General features: G+C 45.0%; 11 protein-coding genes, 2 tRNA genes, 3 rRNA genes and 1 other annotated feature (1 of these 17 only partly in view). Of the genes, 11 read left to right on the top strand and 5 right to left on the bottom strand.

What is annotated here, in order from left to right; all coding sequences use genetic code 11:
• Positions 1 to 30: a binding site (T-box leader), on the top strand (it extends 182 nt beyond the left edge of the window).
• Between the two features lie 44 nt (positions 31 to 74).
• A complete protein-coding gene (gene leuS, locus B1K71_RS12855; RefSeq protein ID WP_077327634.1) occupies positions 75 to 2492 on the top strand; it encodes a leucine--tRNA ligase in 2418 nt (805 codons plus the stop codon).
• Positions 2493 to 2542: 50 nt separating this feature from the next.
• On the opposite strand, the gene B1K71_RS12850 is transcribed toward leuS, so the two are convergent.
• A complete protein-coding gene (locus B1K71_RS12850) occupies positions 2543 to 3313 on the bottom strand; it encodes a hypothetical protein (protein ID WP_139343331.1) in 771 nt (256 codons plus the stop codon).
• A gap of 109 nt (positions 3314 to 3422) precedes the next feature.
• Between B1K71_RS12850 and B1K71_RS12845 the strand changes: the two genes are divergently transcribed.
• The 6 genes from B1K71_RS12845 to rrf all read left to right on the top strand — a co-directional run bounded on the left by B1K71_RS12845 (position 3423) and on the right by rrf (position 9183).
• The gene (locus B1K71_RS12845) at positions 3423 to 3728 is read left to right on the top strand and encodes a rhodanese-like domain-containing protein (protein ID WP_077327629.1); all 306 of its coding nucleotides are present in this window, start codon (positions 3423 to 3425) and stop codon (positions 3726 to 3728) included.
• 422 nt (positions 3729 to 4150) lie between these two features.
• Positions 4151 to 5714: ribosomal RNA gene (locus tag B1K71_RS12835) — 16S ribosomal RNA — on the top strand.
• 120 nt (positions 5715 to 5834) lie between these two features.
• Positions 5835 to 5911 (top strand) — tRNA-Ile (locus B1K71_RS12830).
• A gap of 16 nt (positions 5912 to 5927) precedes the next feature.
• Positions 5928 to 6000: transfer RNA gene (locus B1K71_RS12825), tRNA-Ala, on the top strand.
• Positions 6001 to 6083: 83 nt separating this feature from the next.
• A 23S ribosomal RNA gene (locus B1K71_RS12820) occupies positions 6084 to 9001 on the top strand.
• A 66-nt stretch (positions 9002 to 9067) separates the two neighbouring features.
• Positions 9068 to 9183 (top strand): 5S ribosomal RNA (gene rrf, locus B1K71_RS12815).
• The 16S, 23S and 5S rRNA genes sit together here with 2 tRNA genes alongside, the layout of an rRNA operon.
• Before the next feature lie 55 nt (positions 9184 to 9238).
• Here rrf and B1K71_RS12810 read toward each other — a convergent pair.
• The 3 genes from B1K71_RS12810 to B1K71_RS12805 all read right to left on the bottom strand — a co-directional run bounded on the left by B1K71_RS12810 (position 9239) and on the right by B1K71_RS12805 (position 11050).
• Positions 9239 to 9427, bottom strand: a complete 189-nt coding sequence (locus tag B1K71_RS12810; RefSeq protein WP_077327622.1) for a hypothetical protein — start codon at positions 9425 to 9427, stop codon at positions 9239 to 9241.
• Positions 9428 to 9551: 124 nt separating this feature from the next.
• Positions 9552 to 9710, bottom strand: a complete 159-nt coding sequence (locus B1K71_RS19930) for a hypothetical protein (protein ID WP_175631908.1) — start codon at positions 9708 to 9710, stop codon at positions 9552 to 9554.
• A 65-nt stretch (positions 9711 to 9775) separates the two neighbouring features.
• A complete protein-coding gene (locus B1K71_RS12805) occupies positions 9776 to 11050 on the bottom strand; it encodes an NAD(P)/FAD-dependent oxidoreductase (RefSeq protein ID WP_077327619.1) in 1275 nt (424 codons plus the stop codon).
• A 126-nt stretch (positions 11051 to 11176) separates the two neighbouring features.
• Between B1K71_RS12805 and B1K71_RS12800 the strand changes: the two genes are divergently transcribed.
• The 4 genes from B1K71_RS12800 (at position 11177) to B1K71_RS12785 (ending at position 15155) form a co-directional block, all read left to right on the top strand.
• Entirely contained in the window at positions 11177 to 12796 is a 1620-nt protein-coding gene (locus B1K71_RS12800) for a putative polysaccharide biosynthesis protein (RefSeq protein WP_077327616.1), read from the top strand.
• 12 nt (positions 12797 to 12808) lie between these two features.
• Entirely contained in the window at positions 12809 to 13525 is a 717-nt protein-coding gene (locus tag B1K71_RS12795) for a pseudouridine synthase (RefSeq protein WP_077327613.1), read from the top strand.
• 39 nt (positions 13526 to 13564) lie between these two features.
• Complete coding sequence (gene thpR / locus B1K71_RS12790; protein ID WP_077327610.1) at positions 13565 to 14137, top strand: RNA 2',3'-cyclic phosphodiesterase; 573 nt, start codon at positions 13565 to 13567, stop codon at positions 14135 to 14137.
• Between the two features lie 184 nt (positions 14138 to 14321).
• Positions 14322 to 15155 (top strand): phosphotransferase family protein, encoded by an 834-nt coding sequence (locus B1K71_RS12785; RefSeq protein WP_077327607.1) that lies wholly within the window; start codon positions 14322 to 14324, stop codon positions 15153 to 15155.
• Here the strand turns inward: B1K71_RS12785 and B1K71_RS12780 are convergent.
• Positions 15130 to 15417, bottom strand: a complete 288-nt coding sequence (locus B1K71_RS12780; RefSeq protein WP_077327604.1) for a YtzH-like family protein — start codon at positions 15415 to 15417, stop codon at positions 15130 to 15132. The genes B1K71_RS12785 and B1K71_RS12780 overlap by 26 nt on opposite strands.

Raw genomic sequence — 15417 nt, 5'->3', positions numbered from 1 at the left:
ACCGCGGGAATTCAGTCTCTCGTCCCTTTAGTGGGATGGGTGGCTTTTTTTATTGATTAAGGGAGGCAAACATAATGACATTCAACCATAAGGAAATTGAGAAAAAATGGCAACAATACTGGGAAAAAAATAAAACCTTTAAAACGAATACGTATTCAGATAAAGATAAGGTATATGCGCTTGATATGTTTCCATATCCGTCAGGTGCCGGTTTGCACGTCGGTCACCCGGAAGGCTATACAGCAACTGATATCTATTCGCGCATGAAGCGGATGCAGGGGTATGAAGTGCTTCACCCAATGGGGTGGGATGCTTTCGGATTGCCGGCAGAGCAATATGCGCTTGATACCGGAAATAGCCCTGCGGCGTTTACGGAAAAAAATATTAATACGTTTAAACGTCAAATTAAAGAACTCGGGTTTTCGTATGATTGGGATCGTGAAATCAATACGACAGATCCAAACTATTACAAATGGACACAGTGGATTTTTACCAAACTGTATGAAAACGGCTTAGCTTATATGGATGAGGTAGCGGTTAATTGGTGCCCGGCGCTTGGGACAGTTTTGGCAAATGAAGAAGTTATTGACGGAAAAAGTGAACGGGGAGGACATCCGGTTGTTCGTAAACCAATGAAGCAATGGATGCTGAAAATTACTGCATATGCGGACCGGCTGCTGGAAGATCTGGAAGACTTGGATTGGCCGGAAAGCATTAAAGATATGCAACGAAACTGGATTGGCCGCTCAGAAGGTGCTGAAGTGGATTTTGCAATTGATGGTTTTGATGAAACATTTACCGTGTTCACGACTCGCCCGGACACACTTTTTGGTGCGACATATGCCGTTTTTGCTCCTGAACATCCATACGTGGATAAGATCGTAACTGCTGAGCAAAAAGATGCAGTGGATGCGTATATTAATAAAATCCAGACAAAATCTGATTTGGAACGAACAGATCTTGCAAAAGATAAGACAGGTGTATTTACCGGTGCGTATGCTATTAATCCGGTGAATGGCCAAAAGGTGCCAATTTGGATTGCCGATTATGTATTGATGTCTTATGGAACCGGGGCAATTATGGCAGTACCGGCGCATGATGAACGTGACTATGAGTTCGCGACCAAATTTGACCTGCCGATTATTGAAGTTGTTGCAGGCGGGGATATTTCCAAAGAGGCATATACAGGTGACGGCAAGCATGTCAATTCGGATTTTCTGGATGATCTTAGAACAGATGAAGCGATCAGCAAAATGATTGACTGGCTGGAGGATACTGGCAAAGGAGAGAAAAAGGTTACGTATCGTTTGCGTGACTGGCTGTTTGCAAGACAGCGCTACTGGGGTGAACCGATTCCTGTCATTCATTGGGAAGACGGTTCGATGACAACCGTTCCTGAATCAGAACTGCCCCTGGAATTGCCGGAGATGGATGATATTAAGCCGTCCGGAACCGGTGAATCACCGCTTGCAAACAGTGATTGGGTGAATGTAACCGATCCGGATACAGGTATGAAGGGTCGCCGCGAAACAAGCACAATGCCGCAATGGGCCGGAAGCTGCTGGTACTTTCTGCGATTCGTTGATCCGGATAATGCGGAACAGCTTGCTGATCCAAAAGCATTGCAGGAATGGCTGCCGATTGATATTTATATAGGTGGTGCGGAACATGCGGTACTTCACCTGCTGTATGCACGTTTCTGGCATAAATTCCTGTATGATATTGGTGTTGTACCGACAAAGGAACCTTTCATGAAACTGTTTAACCAGGGGATGATTCTTGGTGAAGGCCATGAGAAGATGAGTAAGTCAAAAGGAAATGTCGTAAATCCGGATGATATTATTCATTCACATGGTGCGGATACGCTTCGTCTGTATGAAATGTTTATGGGGCCGCTTGACGCTGCAGTTGCATGGTCAACAAACGGCCTGGATGGTTCACGCCGTTTTCTGGAACGAGTGTGGAGACTGGTTGTGAACGAAGAAACGAATGAAATCGCCGATAAAGTCATTGAAGGAAATGGTGATGAAACACTTGATAAAGTTTATCATCAGACAGTTAAAAAGGTGACGGAAGACTTTGATAATCTGCATTTCAATACCGGGATTTCACAATTAATGGTATTTATTAATGAAGGTTATAAAGCTGAGAAGATATCCAAGAAACATATTGAAGGCTTTGTCAAAATGCTTTCACCGGTTGCGCCACATTTGTCGGAAGAACTGTGGAATATGCTTGGACATTCGGATACGATCACATATGAAGATTGGCCAAATTACGATCCAACCAAGCTTGTTGAAGAAGAAACAGAAGTTGTTCTGCAGGTAATGGGGAAGGTAAGATCGAAACTAAGCGTTCCAAAAGATATTGAAAAAGATGAATTGGAAAAACTGGCACTTGAAAATGAAAAGGTTCAGGAATGGATTGAAGGAAAAACAGTTCGAAAAGTAATCGTAGTTCCTGGTAAATTGGTTAATATAGTAGCAAATTAGAAAAAAAGGACCCTGCTCTCCGTCTGTGTGAGCAGGGTCCTTTTTGATGATTAGGATTTTTTATTCTGATTGGCCGGATTCCATTTGGTTTTCAGGATAACCCATTTCCCGTTTTCAAAATACCAAAGCGTATCAATGGTTCCAAGAGTATCGTCTTTTGATATCCCCTTTATCGGTTGACGGCTTTTTAACCCGTATCCTTTCTGCTTACTGATAAAAACCGGATTATAGGATGCTATCGGTTCCTCATTCACAGTAGCATCCGCCAGCAATTCCCCATTTTTAGTATAAATTCCGTGTTGGATATATTCGGATGCCCGCTTTTTGAAACTGGTCGTAACTGCTTTCTCATTTGGTGATAATTGAACCTGTATCTGAAAGTTATCTGCGAATTGCACTTTTATATAGCGCTGAGTCGGTAAAGGGATTTTCTTTAGTGTTCCATTTTTCAATGTGTTCAATTGATGGTGATAAGCATTTCCGTTGACCTTTTTTGAGCTTTTGTAAAAAACATCGTAAACCTTATCATGGTTTAAATCCATAAACTGCAGCACAGGTTTATACCCTCCATCATAACTGATTTTCCATCTTTGATTATTCATTTCAATATTGGCCCAAATATCTTTAAGAAAGGTACTTTCATTTGAAAATTGAATTCCTTTTAAAGCAATTGATTCTTTCTTCCCGTCGCCTGTTAAATCCTCATTAAATACGCTGATTTGATCAGGTGTCGGCAGGCTGGTTGTTTTTTTGGCTGCAGTAACTGATGTGACTGAACATAGTAGAAGCACCATACATATGTGACATATTATATACTTCATAAATAAAACCCCGCTTTTCGTTGTTAGTGTATTTTGTGTCAGATGGTTGCAAGCTATTCATTGCAGCAGTTATGATAATAAGGGAGATTATTATACGGAGGCTGATTGAATGGATCATATAAATGAGGTAACACCGGAAGAAGTAGAAGAAATGATCGAGAAAGAAAATGACGTGATCATTGATGTACGGGAAGATGATGAAGTTGCACAAGGAATGATAGAAGGCGCAAAACATATTAAACTTGAAAAAATTCCAGATTCTCTGCAGGAACTTGATAAAAACAAGCATTACGTTATGGTTTGCCGTTCGGGTAGGAGAAGCATGTCAGCTGCAGCATTTATGGATGAACATGGTTTTCATGTATCAAGTATGGCCGGTGGCATGCTTGACTGGAAAGGCGAAGTTGTTGTGTGATTAGTTTTGGGTGGGAAGCGTAATGGTAAGCGTAATACAATCATTGCGCTTTCTTCTGATTTTTTTTTGAATAAGTTATTGACAATTTTCTTTGTGGGGCGTATTATTAATTTTGCTGTTAAAAAACAGCGCCAAAAAATGTTGAATAATGTTGTATTGACAAACATTATTAACAATGATATAATTTTTATGCTGTCGAAAGATTGTAGCGTAATTTTGCTCTTTGAAAACTGAACAAAATAACCAGTATGTCAAGCGAAACAGGACAAAAGCAAATGCTTTTCCCTGGATTCAATTTTAAAGCTAAGACTTAAACCTATGGTTGATTGGTGTCAATCATAGACAAACTTTTTTGGCAAATAAGAAGCGATTCTTACTTGCACAAGTGCAACTACACTTTTGGAAGAGCCAAAAGTGAGTTTTCTTTGGAGAGTTTGATCTTGGCTCAGGACGAACGCTGGCGGCGTGCCTAATACATGCAAGTCGAGCGCGGGAAGCAGACGGAAGCCTTCGGGTGGAAGTCTGTGGAACGAGCGGCGGACGGGTGAGTAACACGTGGGCAACCTGCCTGTAAGATTGGGATAACTCCGGGAAACCGGGGCTAATACCGAATGAAGCGCGTCACCGCATGGTGACGTGATGAAAGGCGGCTTTTAGCTGTCACTTACAGATGGGCCCGCGGCGCATTAGCTAGTTGGTGGGGTAAGAGCTTACCAAGGCAACGATGCGTAGCCGACCTGAGAGGGTGATCGGCCACACTGGGACTGAGACACGGCCCAGACTCCTACGGGAGGCAGCAGTAGGGAATCATCCGCAATGGACGAAAGTCTGACGGTGCAACGCCGCGTGAGTGATGAAGGTTTTCGGATCGTAAAACTCTGTTGTCAGGGAAGAACAAGTACCGTTTGAATAAGGCGGTACCGTGACGGTACCTGACCAGAAAGCCCCGGCTAACTACGTGCCAGCAGCCGCGGTAATACGTAGGGGGCAAGCGTTGTCCGGAATTATTGGGCGTAAAGCGCTCGCAGGCGGTCTTTTAAGTCTGATGTGAAATCTCGCGGCTCAACCGCGAATGGTCATTGGAAACTGGAGGACTTGAGTACAGAAGAGGAGAGTGGAATTCCACGTGTAGCGGTGAAATGCGTAGAGATGTGGAGGAACACCAGTGGCGAAGGCGACTCTCTGGTCTGTAACTGACGCTGAGGAGCGAAAGCGTGGGGAGCGAACAGGATTAGATACCCTGGTAGTCCACGCCGTAAACGATGAGTGCTAGGTGTTAGGGGGTTTCCGCCCCTTAGTGCTGCAGTTAACGCATTAAGCACTCCGCCTGGGGAGTACGGCCGCAAGGCTGAAACTCAAAAGAATTGACGGGGGCCCGCACAAGCGGTGGAGCATGTGGTTTAATTCGAAGCAACGCGAAGAACCTTACCAGGTCTTGACATCCTCTGCAAGCGCTGGAGACAGCGTGTTCCCTTCGGGGACAGAGTGACAGGTGGTGCATGGTTGTCGTCAGCTCGTGTCGTGAGATGTTGGGTTAAGTCCCGCAACGAGCGCAACCCTTGATCTTAGTTGCCAGCATTAGGTTGGGCACTCTAAGGTGACTGCCGGTGACAAACCGGAGGAAGGTGGGGATGACGTCAAATCATCATGCCCCTTATGACCTGGGCTACACACGTGCTACAATGGATGGAACAAAGGGCAGCGAAGCCGCAAGGTGCAGCAAATCCCATAAAACCATTCTCAGTTCGGATTGCAGGCTGCAACTCGCCTGCATGAAGCCGGAATCGCTAGTAATCGCGGATCAGCATGCCGCGGTGAATACGTTCCCGGGCCTTGTACACACCGCCCGTCACACCACGAGAGTTGGCAACACCCGAAGTCGGTGAGGTAACCTTTTGGAGCCAGCCGCCGAAGGTGGGGCCAATGATTGGGGTGAAGTCGTAACAAGGTAGCCGTATCGGAAGGTGCGGCTGGATCACCTCCTTTCTAAGGATTATGAGAAAGCGCAGGCGTCACGGACGCTGGAGCTGGATTATTACGGAAGGCATACTTGGTTGTTTGGTTCAGTTTTGAGAGAGTAATTCTTTCCATACTTTATTTATAGATGGGCCTGTAGCTCAGCCGGTTAGAGCGCACGCCTGATAAGCGTGAGGTCGGTGGTTCGAGTCCACTCAGGCCCACCATCTATAATAATCATATGGGGCCTTAGCTCAGCTGGGAGAGCGCCTGCCTTGCACGCAGGAGGTCAGCGGTTCGATCCCGCTAGGCTCCACTTTTTGTACCTTGAAAACTGAATAAGAGTAATCAACGACATCAAATCAAAAGCGAAGGCGAAGATAAAGTACGCTAATTCATAGTTAAGTGAAGAAGGGCGCACGGTGAATGCCTTGGCACTGGGAGCCGATGAAGGACGGGACTAACACCGATATGCCCTGGGGAGTCGTAAGTAGACTTCGATCCAGGGATTTCCGAATGGGGAAACCCGCTGTTCGTAATGGAACAGAACGCTTATCTGAATACATAGGATAGGCGAGGCATACCCGGGGAACTGAAACATCTCAGTACCCGGAGGAAGAGAAAGCAAACGCGATTTCCCAAGTAGCGGCGAGCGAAACGGAAACAGCCCAAACCAGAAAGCTTGCTTTCTGGGGTTGTAGGACACTCCATTGGAGTTACCAAGAAACACATTAGACGAATCGGCCTGGAATGGCCGGCCGAAGAAGGTAAGAGCCCTGTAGTCGAAAGTGTGTTTCCTCCGGAGTGGATCCTGAGTACGGCGGAACACGAGGAATTCCGTCGGAATCCGGGAGGACCATCTCCCAAGGCTAAATACTCCCCAGTGACCGATAGTGAACCAGTACCGTGAGGGAAAGGTGAAAAGCACCCCGGAAGGGGAGTGAAAGAGAACCTGAAACCGTGTGCCTACAAGTAGTCGAAGCCCGTTAATGGGTGACGGCGTACCTTTTGTAGAATGGACCGGCGAGTTACGATCGTATGCAAGGTTAAGTGGAAGACACGGAGCCGCAGCGAAAGCGAGTCTGAACAGGGCGCATGAGTATACGGTCGCAGACCCGAAACCGTGTGATCTACCCATGTCCAGGGTGAAGGTCAGGTAACACTGACTGGAGGCCCGAACCCACGTATGTTGAAAAATGCGGGGATGAGGTGTGGGTAGGGGTGAAATGCCAATCGAACACGGAGATAGCTGGTTCTCTCCGAAATAGCTTTAGGGCTAGCCTCAAGGAATGTGTACCGGAGGTAGAGCACTGATTGGACTAGGGGCCCTCACCGGGTTACCGAATTCAGTCAAACTCCGAATGCCGGTTACGCAGCCTTGGGAGTCAGACTATGGGTGATAAGGTTCATAGTCGAAAGGGAAACAGCCCAGACCGCCAGCTAAGGTCCCAAAGTATACGTTAAGTGGAAAAGGATGTGGCGTTGCCCAGACAACCAGGATGTTGGCTTAGAAGCAGCCATCATTTAAAGAGTGCGTAATAGCTCACTGGTCGAGTGACGCTGCGCCGAAAATGTACCGGGGCTAAACGTATCACCGAAGCTGCGGATTGTTCTTACGAACAGTGGTAGGAGAGCGTTCCAGACGCTGTGAAGTCAGACCGTGAGGACTGGTGGAGCATCTGGAAGTGAGAATGCCGGTATGAGTAGCGAAAAAAGAGTGAGAATCTCTTTCACCGAAAGCCTAAGGTTTCCTGAGGAAGGCTCGTCCTCTCAGGGTTAGTCGGGACCTAAGCCGAGGCCGAAAGGCGTAGGCGATGGACAACAGGTCGATATTCCTGTACCACCTCATGAACGTTTGAATGACGGGGGGACGCAGGAGGAGAAGGAAAGCGCACCGATGGACGTGTGCGTCCAAGCAGTAAGGCAGTTGGATAGGCAAATCCGTCCAACAATGCTGAGCTGTGATGGGGAGGGAAATAGAGTACCGAAGTTCCTGCATCCACACTGCCAAGAAAAGCCTCTAGTGAGTTCATAGGTGCCCGTACCGCAAACCGACACAGGTAGGCGAGGAGAGAATCCTAAGGTGAGCGGGAGAACTCTCGTTAAGGAACTCGGCAAAATGACCCCGTAACTTCGGGAGAAGGGGTGCTTGCTTACGAGTGAGCCGCAGTGAATAGGCCCAAGCGACTGTTTAGCAAAAACACAGGTCTCTGCGAAGCCGAAAGGCGAAGTATAGGGGCTGACACCTGCCCGGTGCTGGAAGGTTAAGGGGAAGCGTTAGGCGCAAGCCGAAGCGTAGAACCGAAGCCCCAGTAAACGGCGGCCGTAACTATAACGGTCCTAAGGTAGCGAAATTCCTTGTCGGGTAAGTTCCGACCCGCACGAAAGGTGCAACGACTTGGGCACTGTCTCAACGAGAGACCCGGTGAAATTATACGATGTGTGAAGATGCACATTACCCGCGACAGGACGGAAAGACCCCGTGGAGCTTTACTGTAGCCTGATATTGAATGTTGGTACAGCTTGTACAGGATAGGTGGGAGCCATCGAAACCGGAGCGCCAGCTTCGGCGGAGGCATCCGTGGGATACCACCCTGGCTGTACGGACCTTCTAACCCAGGGCCGTGATCCGGTCCGGAGACAGTGTCAGGCGGGCAGTTTGACTGGGGCGGTCGCCTCCCAAAAGGTAACGGAGGCGCCCAAAGGTTCCCTCAGAATGGTTGGAAATCATTCGCATGAGTGTAAAGGCAGAAGGGAGCTTGACTGCGAGACCTACAAGTCGAGCAGGGACGAAAGTCGGGCTTAGTGATCCGGTGGTTCCGCATGGAAGGGCCATCGCTCAACGGATAAAAGCTACCCCGGGGATAACAGGCTTATCTCCCCCAAGAGTTCACATCGACGGGGAGGTTTGGCACCTCGATGTCGGCTCATCGCATCCTGGGGCTGTAGTCGGTCCCAAGGGTTGGGCTGTTCGCCCATTAAAGCGGTACGCGAGCTGGGTTCAGAACGTCGTGAGACAGTTCGGTCCCTATCCGTCGTGGGCGCAGGAAGTTTGAGAGGAGCTGTCCTTAGTACGAGAGGACCGGGATGGACACACCGCTGGTGTACCAGTTGTTCCGCCAGGAGCATGGCTGGGTAGCTACGTGTGGTCAGGATAAGTGCTGAAAGCATCTAAGCATGAAGCCCCCCTCAAGATGAGACTTCCCATCACTTCGAGTGAGTAAGATCCCTTAGAGACGATGAGGTTGATAGGTCCGAGGTGGAAGCGTGGTGACACGTGGAGCTGACGGATACTAATCGATCGAGGACTTAACTATATCTTTTGATGAACCGTTGCAGATACTCTTATTTAGTTTTTGAGGTATAAAATAAGACCTTATAGGTCTGGTAGCAATAGCGGAGAGGTCACACCTGTTCCCATGCCGAACACAGCAGTTAAGCTCTCCAGCGCCGATGGTAGTTGGGGCTTTGCTCCTGCAAGAGTAGGACGCCGCCAGGCAATTAAAAAGAGTGTACATTTAACCATGTACACTCTTTTTCGTTATAAACATTTTTTAAAGAAAATCAACCTTCGTCTGGAACTTATCAACCACCATTAGGAAGGAATCAACCTTCATCCGGAACTTATCGACCATCATTAAGAAGGAATCAACCTTCATCTGGAACTTATCGACCATCATTGAGAAGGAATCAACCTTCACCTGGAACTTATCAACCATCAACGAGAACTTATCAACCTTCACGAACTAAAAATCAACCTTCAAACAAAGATCTGCACAATGTTTGTATAAGGTGCGGTTTAATCGATATAGAGGGAAAAATAACAGCGCACCCAGTCCGGGTGCGCTGCTTGCTTTATGGGTTTTGCTATTGGCTTCCTCCGCCGCCGTTCATTTGAGAAACAAAGGGTACCATTTTTTGCATAGTTTGACTAAAGTTTTGGTTGTTCTTTGTCATCGTATAGTAAGTCGCTGCGCCTACACCGACGGAAGCGATTAACGGTAGCCAGATTTGATTCTTTTGCATGTTTTCAACCCTTTCCATTATTGTCCCCGGACATTTTTAGGTTTGGTCAAAAAAACGGAATCATGTCAGGAATCAAATGCCAATTCACTTGATTGGACAGCGGCATTCATACCCGCAAGGCGTCCTGTTACAAGGGCAGATGTTATATTATAGCCGCCTGTATAACCATGTATATCCAAAATCTCTCCACAGAAATATAGACCGGTCATTATTTTGGACCGCATTGTCTTTGGTACGATTTCTTTGATGGAAACACCGCCGCCTGTTACGAACGCTTTATCAAGTGGAAGTGAGCCGTTCACCTTGAATGAAAAGTGTTTCATTTGATGAACCGCTGTGCGTAGTGCCTCGCTGGAAATGTTCGCAGCTTTTTGATCAGCGTCAATCTGATTTTCCTGTATGATATATTCTAAAAGACGCTCCGGAACGGTTCCCTTTAATACGTTTCTTATTGATTTTTTCGGGTTTTCTTTAATTAACGTCTGCAATCTCTGCAATAAATTTTCTTCCTGTTCGTCGGGCAGAACATCAAGGGTCATGGAAACTTCTTTTTGTCCTTTCATTAGTTGTTTTACAACGAATTGGGAGCAGCGCAGTACTGCTGGTCCTGATACACCAAAGTGGGTAAAAATCATGTCCATCCGGTGTGTGATAACTGGCTTATTTTTCTTATTTAAAACAGTAAGCGCTGCGTCTCTTAAAGATAATCCCTGCAGCCGCTTATTTTTGATGAACGGTTCGTCTGAAGTAAGGGCAACTTCAGTTGGATATAGTTCTGTTATAGTATGACCGGCTTTTTTTGCCCATGCATAGCCATCCCCGGTCGAACCGGTGTGAGGTACAGCTTTACCACCGACAGCTATTACAATCGACTTTGTATGTAGTTTTTCACCGTCGGACAAAATTAAATGATGCTCTGATTCACCGTAGTGCAAGGCCTTCACTGGTGTGTTCATTTGCACGTTAACATTCAATTCGTCAAGTTTATCAATCAGTGCATTAACAACTGTTTTTGCAGAATTGGATACAGGAAACATGCGACCGTGATCTTCTTCTTTGAGACCAACGCCCATCCCTTCAAAAAAGTCGATAATATCATAGTTATTAAATACAGAGAACGGACTGTATAAAAATTTTCCGTTTCCTGGAATGTGTCTGATTACTTCTTCCTGTGGCAGCCTGTTTGTAACATTGCAGCGTCCGCCGCCGGAAATGGCGAGCTTTTTCCCTAATTTTCTTCCTTTTTCGAGCAAAACTGTGTTGGCGCCGTGTTCAGCTGCTGCTATCGCAGCCATTAATCCGGAAGGTCCGCCACCGATTACAATTACATCATAAATCAACTTTTTTCATTCCCTTCCCATATATAGTATCATGTTTTCAGGCTAAGAAAAATTGAAATAATGCCGTGAATGGCTGCTTATATGATAAAATAACAATTAAAGTATGAATAAATTGCAGGTGAAACAATGTCGAATATTGTCAGAGGCACCATGCTTCTTACTAGTGCCACATTTTTATCGAAATTTCTTGGAATGATTTATCTCATTCCGTTTAATACACTTGTTGGGGAAACAGGGGGAACGTTATATTCGTTTGCTTACATACCATATAATATTTTTATTAGTATTTCCACAATTGGTGTTCCCTTAGCCGTTTCAAAATTTGTTTCCAAATATAATTCCATGGGTGACTTTGAAACAGGTATGCGCATTTATAAGACCGGAATCTCATTAATGCTGGTTACCGGTTTCATCGCATTTTTGGGGCTCTTTTTTGGGGCCGAACCCTTAGCCAATTTTATTATTTCAAGCGAAGACTATGGAGATATTACCCGTGAAGAGGGTACAATGGTTATTCGAATGGTTAGTTTTGCGTTATTAATTATTCCGGCAATGAGTATAACACGCGGTTTTTTTCAGGGTTACGAATCGATGGGACCCACTGCTGTTTCTCAGGTTGTTGAACAAATAATCCGGATTGTATTTATTCTGGCAGCAACCTTTATTATTATGAAAATAATGGGTGGGACCGTCGCAACTGCAGTGGGTTTCTCAGCTTTTGCAGCGTTTATCGGGGCGCTCGGTTCCTGTGCGGTTTTGTGGTATTACTGGCGAAAGCGGAAACCGCATATTCAGAAACAGGTAAAACAGCAAAAATTTTCACAGGACATACCAACGAAAGATTTGATCACAGAATTATTCCGATATGCAGGTCCATTTGTCATTGTTGGAATTGCAACTCCGCTCTATCAATTAGTTGATACACTTACGTTTCAACGGGCTATGATTGCGATTGGAGAAGGGGATAATTGGGAGATAGCTCTGGGTGCAATTAATGTATTTGGTCACAAATTGGTGATTATTCCGGTAACCCTTGCAACGGGATTGTCATTGGCCATATTACCGGCTTTGACTAAATCATTTACAACTAATAACAGGCAGGTTTTGAATCAGCAAATCAACCAGGCGCTGCAAATTGTTCTTGTGCTGGTTGTTCCGGCAGCTGTAGGATTACTAATGCTGTCTGATTCGGCCTATGGTGCCCTATACGGGACGAAAAATCTAAGCATAACTGGTCCATTACTTGGCTGGTATGCACCAGTTGCGCTTTTGTTCGCGTTGTTTACAGTGACATCTTCCATCTTACAAGGGATCAATCAACAGCGATTTGCTGTGGTCAGCTTAACCGGCGGCTTATTAATGAAAATACTGTTTAATATACAGCTAATCCATATGTTTGGTGCAAAAGGTGCCATTTTTGGAACAGCGCTTGCGGTCGGTACCGCAGTGATTCTAAATTTATGGCGTATTGGTGTATCTATCCGATTTCCATTTAATCAGACGCTGAAGCGGTTTGTGCTGATATTTATTTTCACCGTTATTATGTGTATTGCCATCTGGATTACAAAAGCAATATTTGGAAGTTTCCTGAATATAGAAGAGGACCGGTTGTCAGCAGTAATTATGTTGGTTGCAGGTGTTGCCGTTGGCGGCGGTGTTTATGTCTGGTTTGCATATGAATCCACCTTGCTGGATCGTGTTCTCGGCAACAAAGTACGTGTTCTGGACAAAATTTTTCGCAGATAAGGAGGGTGAATGATGCGCCTTGATAAGTTGCTTTCGAATATGGGTGTCGGCAGCAGGAAAGACGTCAAGGGACTGATTAAAAAAAAGTTCGTAACGGTTAACAACACCGTGATTAAAGACAGCAGTCTGTACGTTGATCCTGAAAAAGATGTTGTCAAAGTGAATAATGAACCAGTTGAATTTCAACAATATGTATATATTATGCTAAACAAGCCGTCAGAATATATATCAGCAACTGTTGACAATCGTGAAAAAACGGTCATTGATTTATTACCCGTAAATTATAATAAATTCAACCCGTTTCCAATTGGACGTCTGGATAAGGACACAGAGGGGTTGCTTCTTCTTACAAATGACGGGGATCTTGCCCATCAGCTTGTTTCCCCGAAGAAGGACGTCGGGAAAACGTATTATGCCAAGGTCAACGGTTATGTAACAGATGACGACATTGAAACATTTAAAAAAGGTATCACGCTCGATGACGGCTATCAATCCAAGCCTGCGGACCTTGTTATTATGGATTCCGCTTCCATTTCTGAAGTTAAAATAACCATTACAGAGGGAAAGTTCCATCAGGTAAAGCGGATGTTTGAGGCAGTTGGAAAAAAGGTAGTTTATTTAAAGCGGCTCAGTATGGGTGAACTTCAGTTGGATTCAAATCTTGCCCTCGGAGAGAGCCGCGAGCTGACCAAAGATGAATTGGATTACTGCCTGTCTTTAAAAAAATAAAGTATTTGAGTTTTGCAGGAAAAGAAATGAGGGACTATTATGTCAGCATCATTACCCCACTATTTTATAGCTGTTCCATTGCCAAAAGAATTGAAAATGTATTTAGCGGAAAAACAAGAGCAGCTTCGGGATCAATTACCTTATAAACAGTGGCCGCACATGGATGATTTGCATATTACGCTTAAATTCTTAGGACCTGTTTCAGATGATCAACTTGATACGTTAATTAATAATTTGGAATGCGTAACAGGTTTTCCTTCATTTCATCTTAGGACAGGTTCTGTAGGCACTTTTGGAAATCCGAAGCAGCCAAGGGTGCTATGGACTGGTGTTGAAAAAACAGAACCATTGCTGGAACTGCAGCAGCTGGTGGAATGGAGGGCAAATGAATCCGGATTCCAACCGGAGAAAAGGAACTATTCCCCTCATATAACACTTGCTAAAAAGTGGAATAACCGGAATGAGATGTGGTCTGATCTCTCGTCTCCATTCATGACACCGTATAAAATGCTGGTTAATCGGATTGTTCTATATCAGATCTTTCCGGACGCAACCCCGAAATATAAGCAAGTTGCTGAATATCAGTTAAAGACTGATGATGGAATTATTTGACTGAAGTGGTAACAGCAGCATTTCATGTTCTATAAATTTTAATACATATATGGAAATAAACGGCCGTATTTAAAGTTTGTTCTTGAAATGGATGAAAAAGTTCGTTAATCTATTCTATGTCCATATTTGGAAGAAATAGCGGCGTGACAATTAAAATGTAAGTTAAACTGTGCAGATTTGGGGTATGGGTGTGAATTGGTTAAAGCAAGTACTTGGTAAAGAATGGCATATTGAAAAGGCTGGTGGGTTGACAGGGGAAGCTTTCATTGCTGAAAACAATCGTAATCGGCTGTTTCTAAAAAGGAATTCTTCACCGTTTCTGGCTGTTCTCTCAGCTGAAGGGATTGTTCCAAAGCTTGTTTGGACAAAGCGTCTGGAAAATGGGGACGTTATTACAGCGCAGGAATGGCTTGATGGAAGAGAGTTAATGCCAATCGAAATGCAGCACAAACAAGTGGCTGCATTATTGAATAAAATCCATAATTCTTCTGAGCTGCTCCATATGCTTATGCGTATGGGAAGAAGACCGATAACACCCGAAGACCGTTATTTGCAAGTGAAAGAAGAGCTGCGACAGAGAGGGATTATCGACAGTTATCCGGAAGTTCAGGAAGCAATTGCAAATCTGGAGCATCTGCTTCCGGTTACACGTGATCAGGAGCAGGTGGTTTGCCACTGCGATTTGAATCACAATAATCTTTTACTGACGAATGAAGGGCAGCTTTATCTTGTAGATTGGGAGAATGCAATGATTGCTGATCCTGCCATGGATATTGGGACTATTCTGAAATGGTATATACCACCCGAAGATTGGAAAAAATGGCTGCAGGAGTATGGAATATCCAATGACCAGCTATTATTTGAAAGGATGTACTGGTATTTACTTTTAGATGCACTCTATTTCTTGAATTGGCACCTGCAGCGGGAAGAAGTGGAAAAAGCCCGGCTTCGATTGGATGATTTGCTGCTGTTAAACAGAGATGCCGCCGATACTATTCGGGACTGGTTTGCTGAATAGCATCTACCCAGGTTTCTATCTTTTCTTTATTTGCCGTAATGTGCTCAGCGTCATTATGGGCAATCTCCCCCTGGCGGCCGTAATTGTAGATTTCCGGGAGTAATTGCAGCAGCTGTTCATCGGTAATCGTATTATTAGCCATCATCGTTTGAACCAAACGTTTTATTTGCTGGTATTCAGAAATCTCTCCGCAGCAGTCTTCATTCTGTTCTGTTAATATATCCTGTAAAAGTTTTAGTTGATTATTTACTGTTAATGTCAT

This window comes from Virgibacillus siamensis (assembly GCF_900162695.1).
GTDB classification, from domain to species: domain Bacteria; phylum Bacillota; class Bacilli; order Bacillales; family Amphibacillaceae; genus Lentibacillus; species Lentibacillus siamensis_A.
Note: the sequence above shows the minus strand (reverse complement) of the source record. Positions and strands in the feature narration are given on the sequence as shown.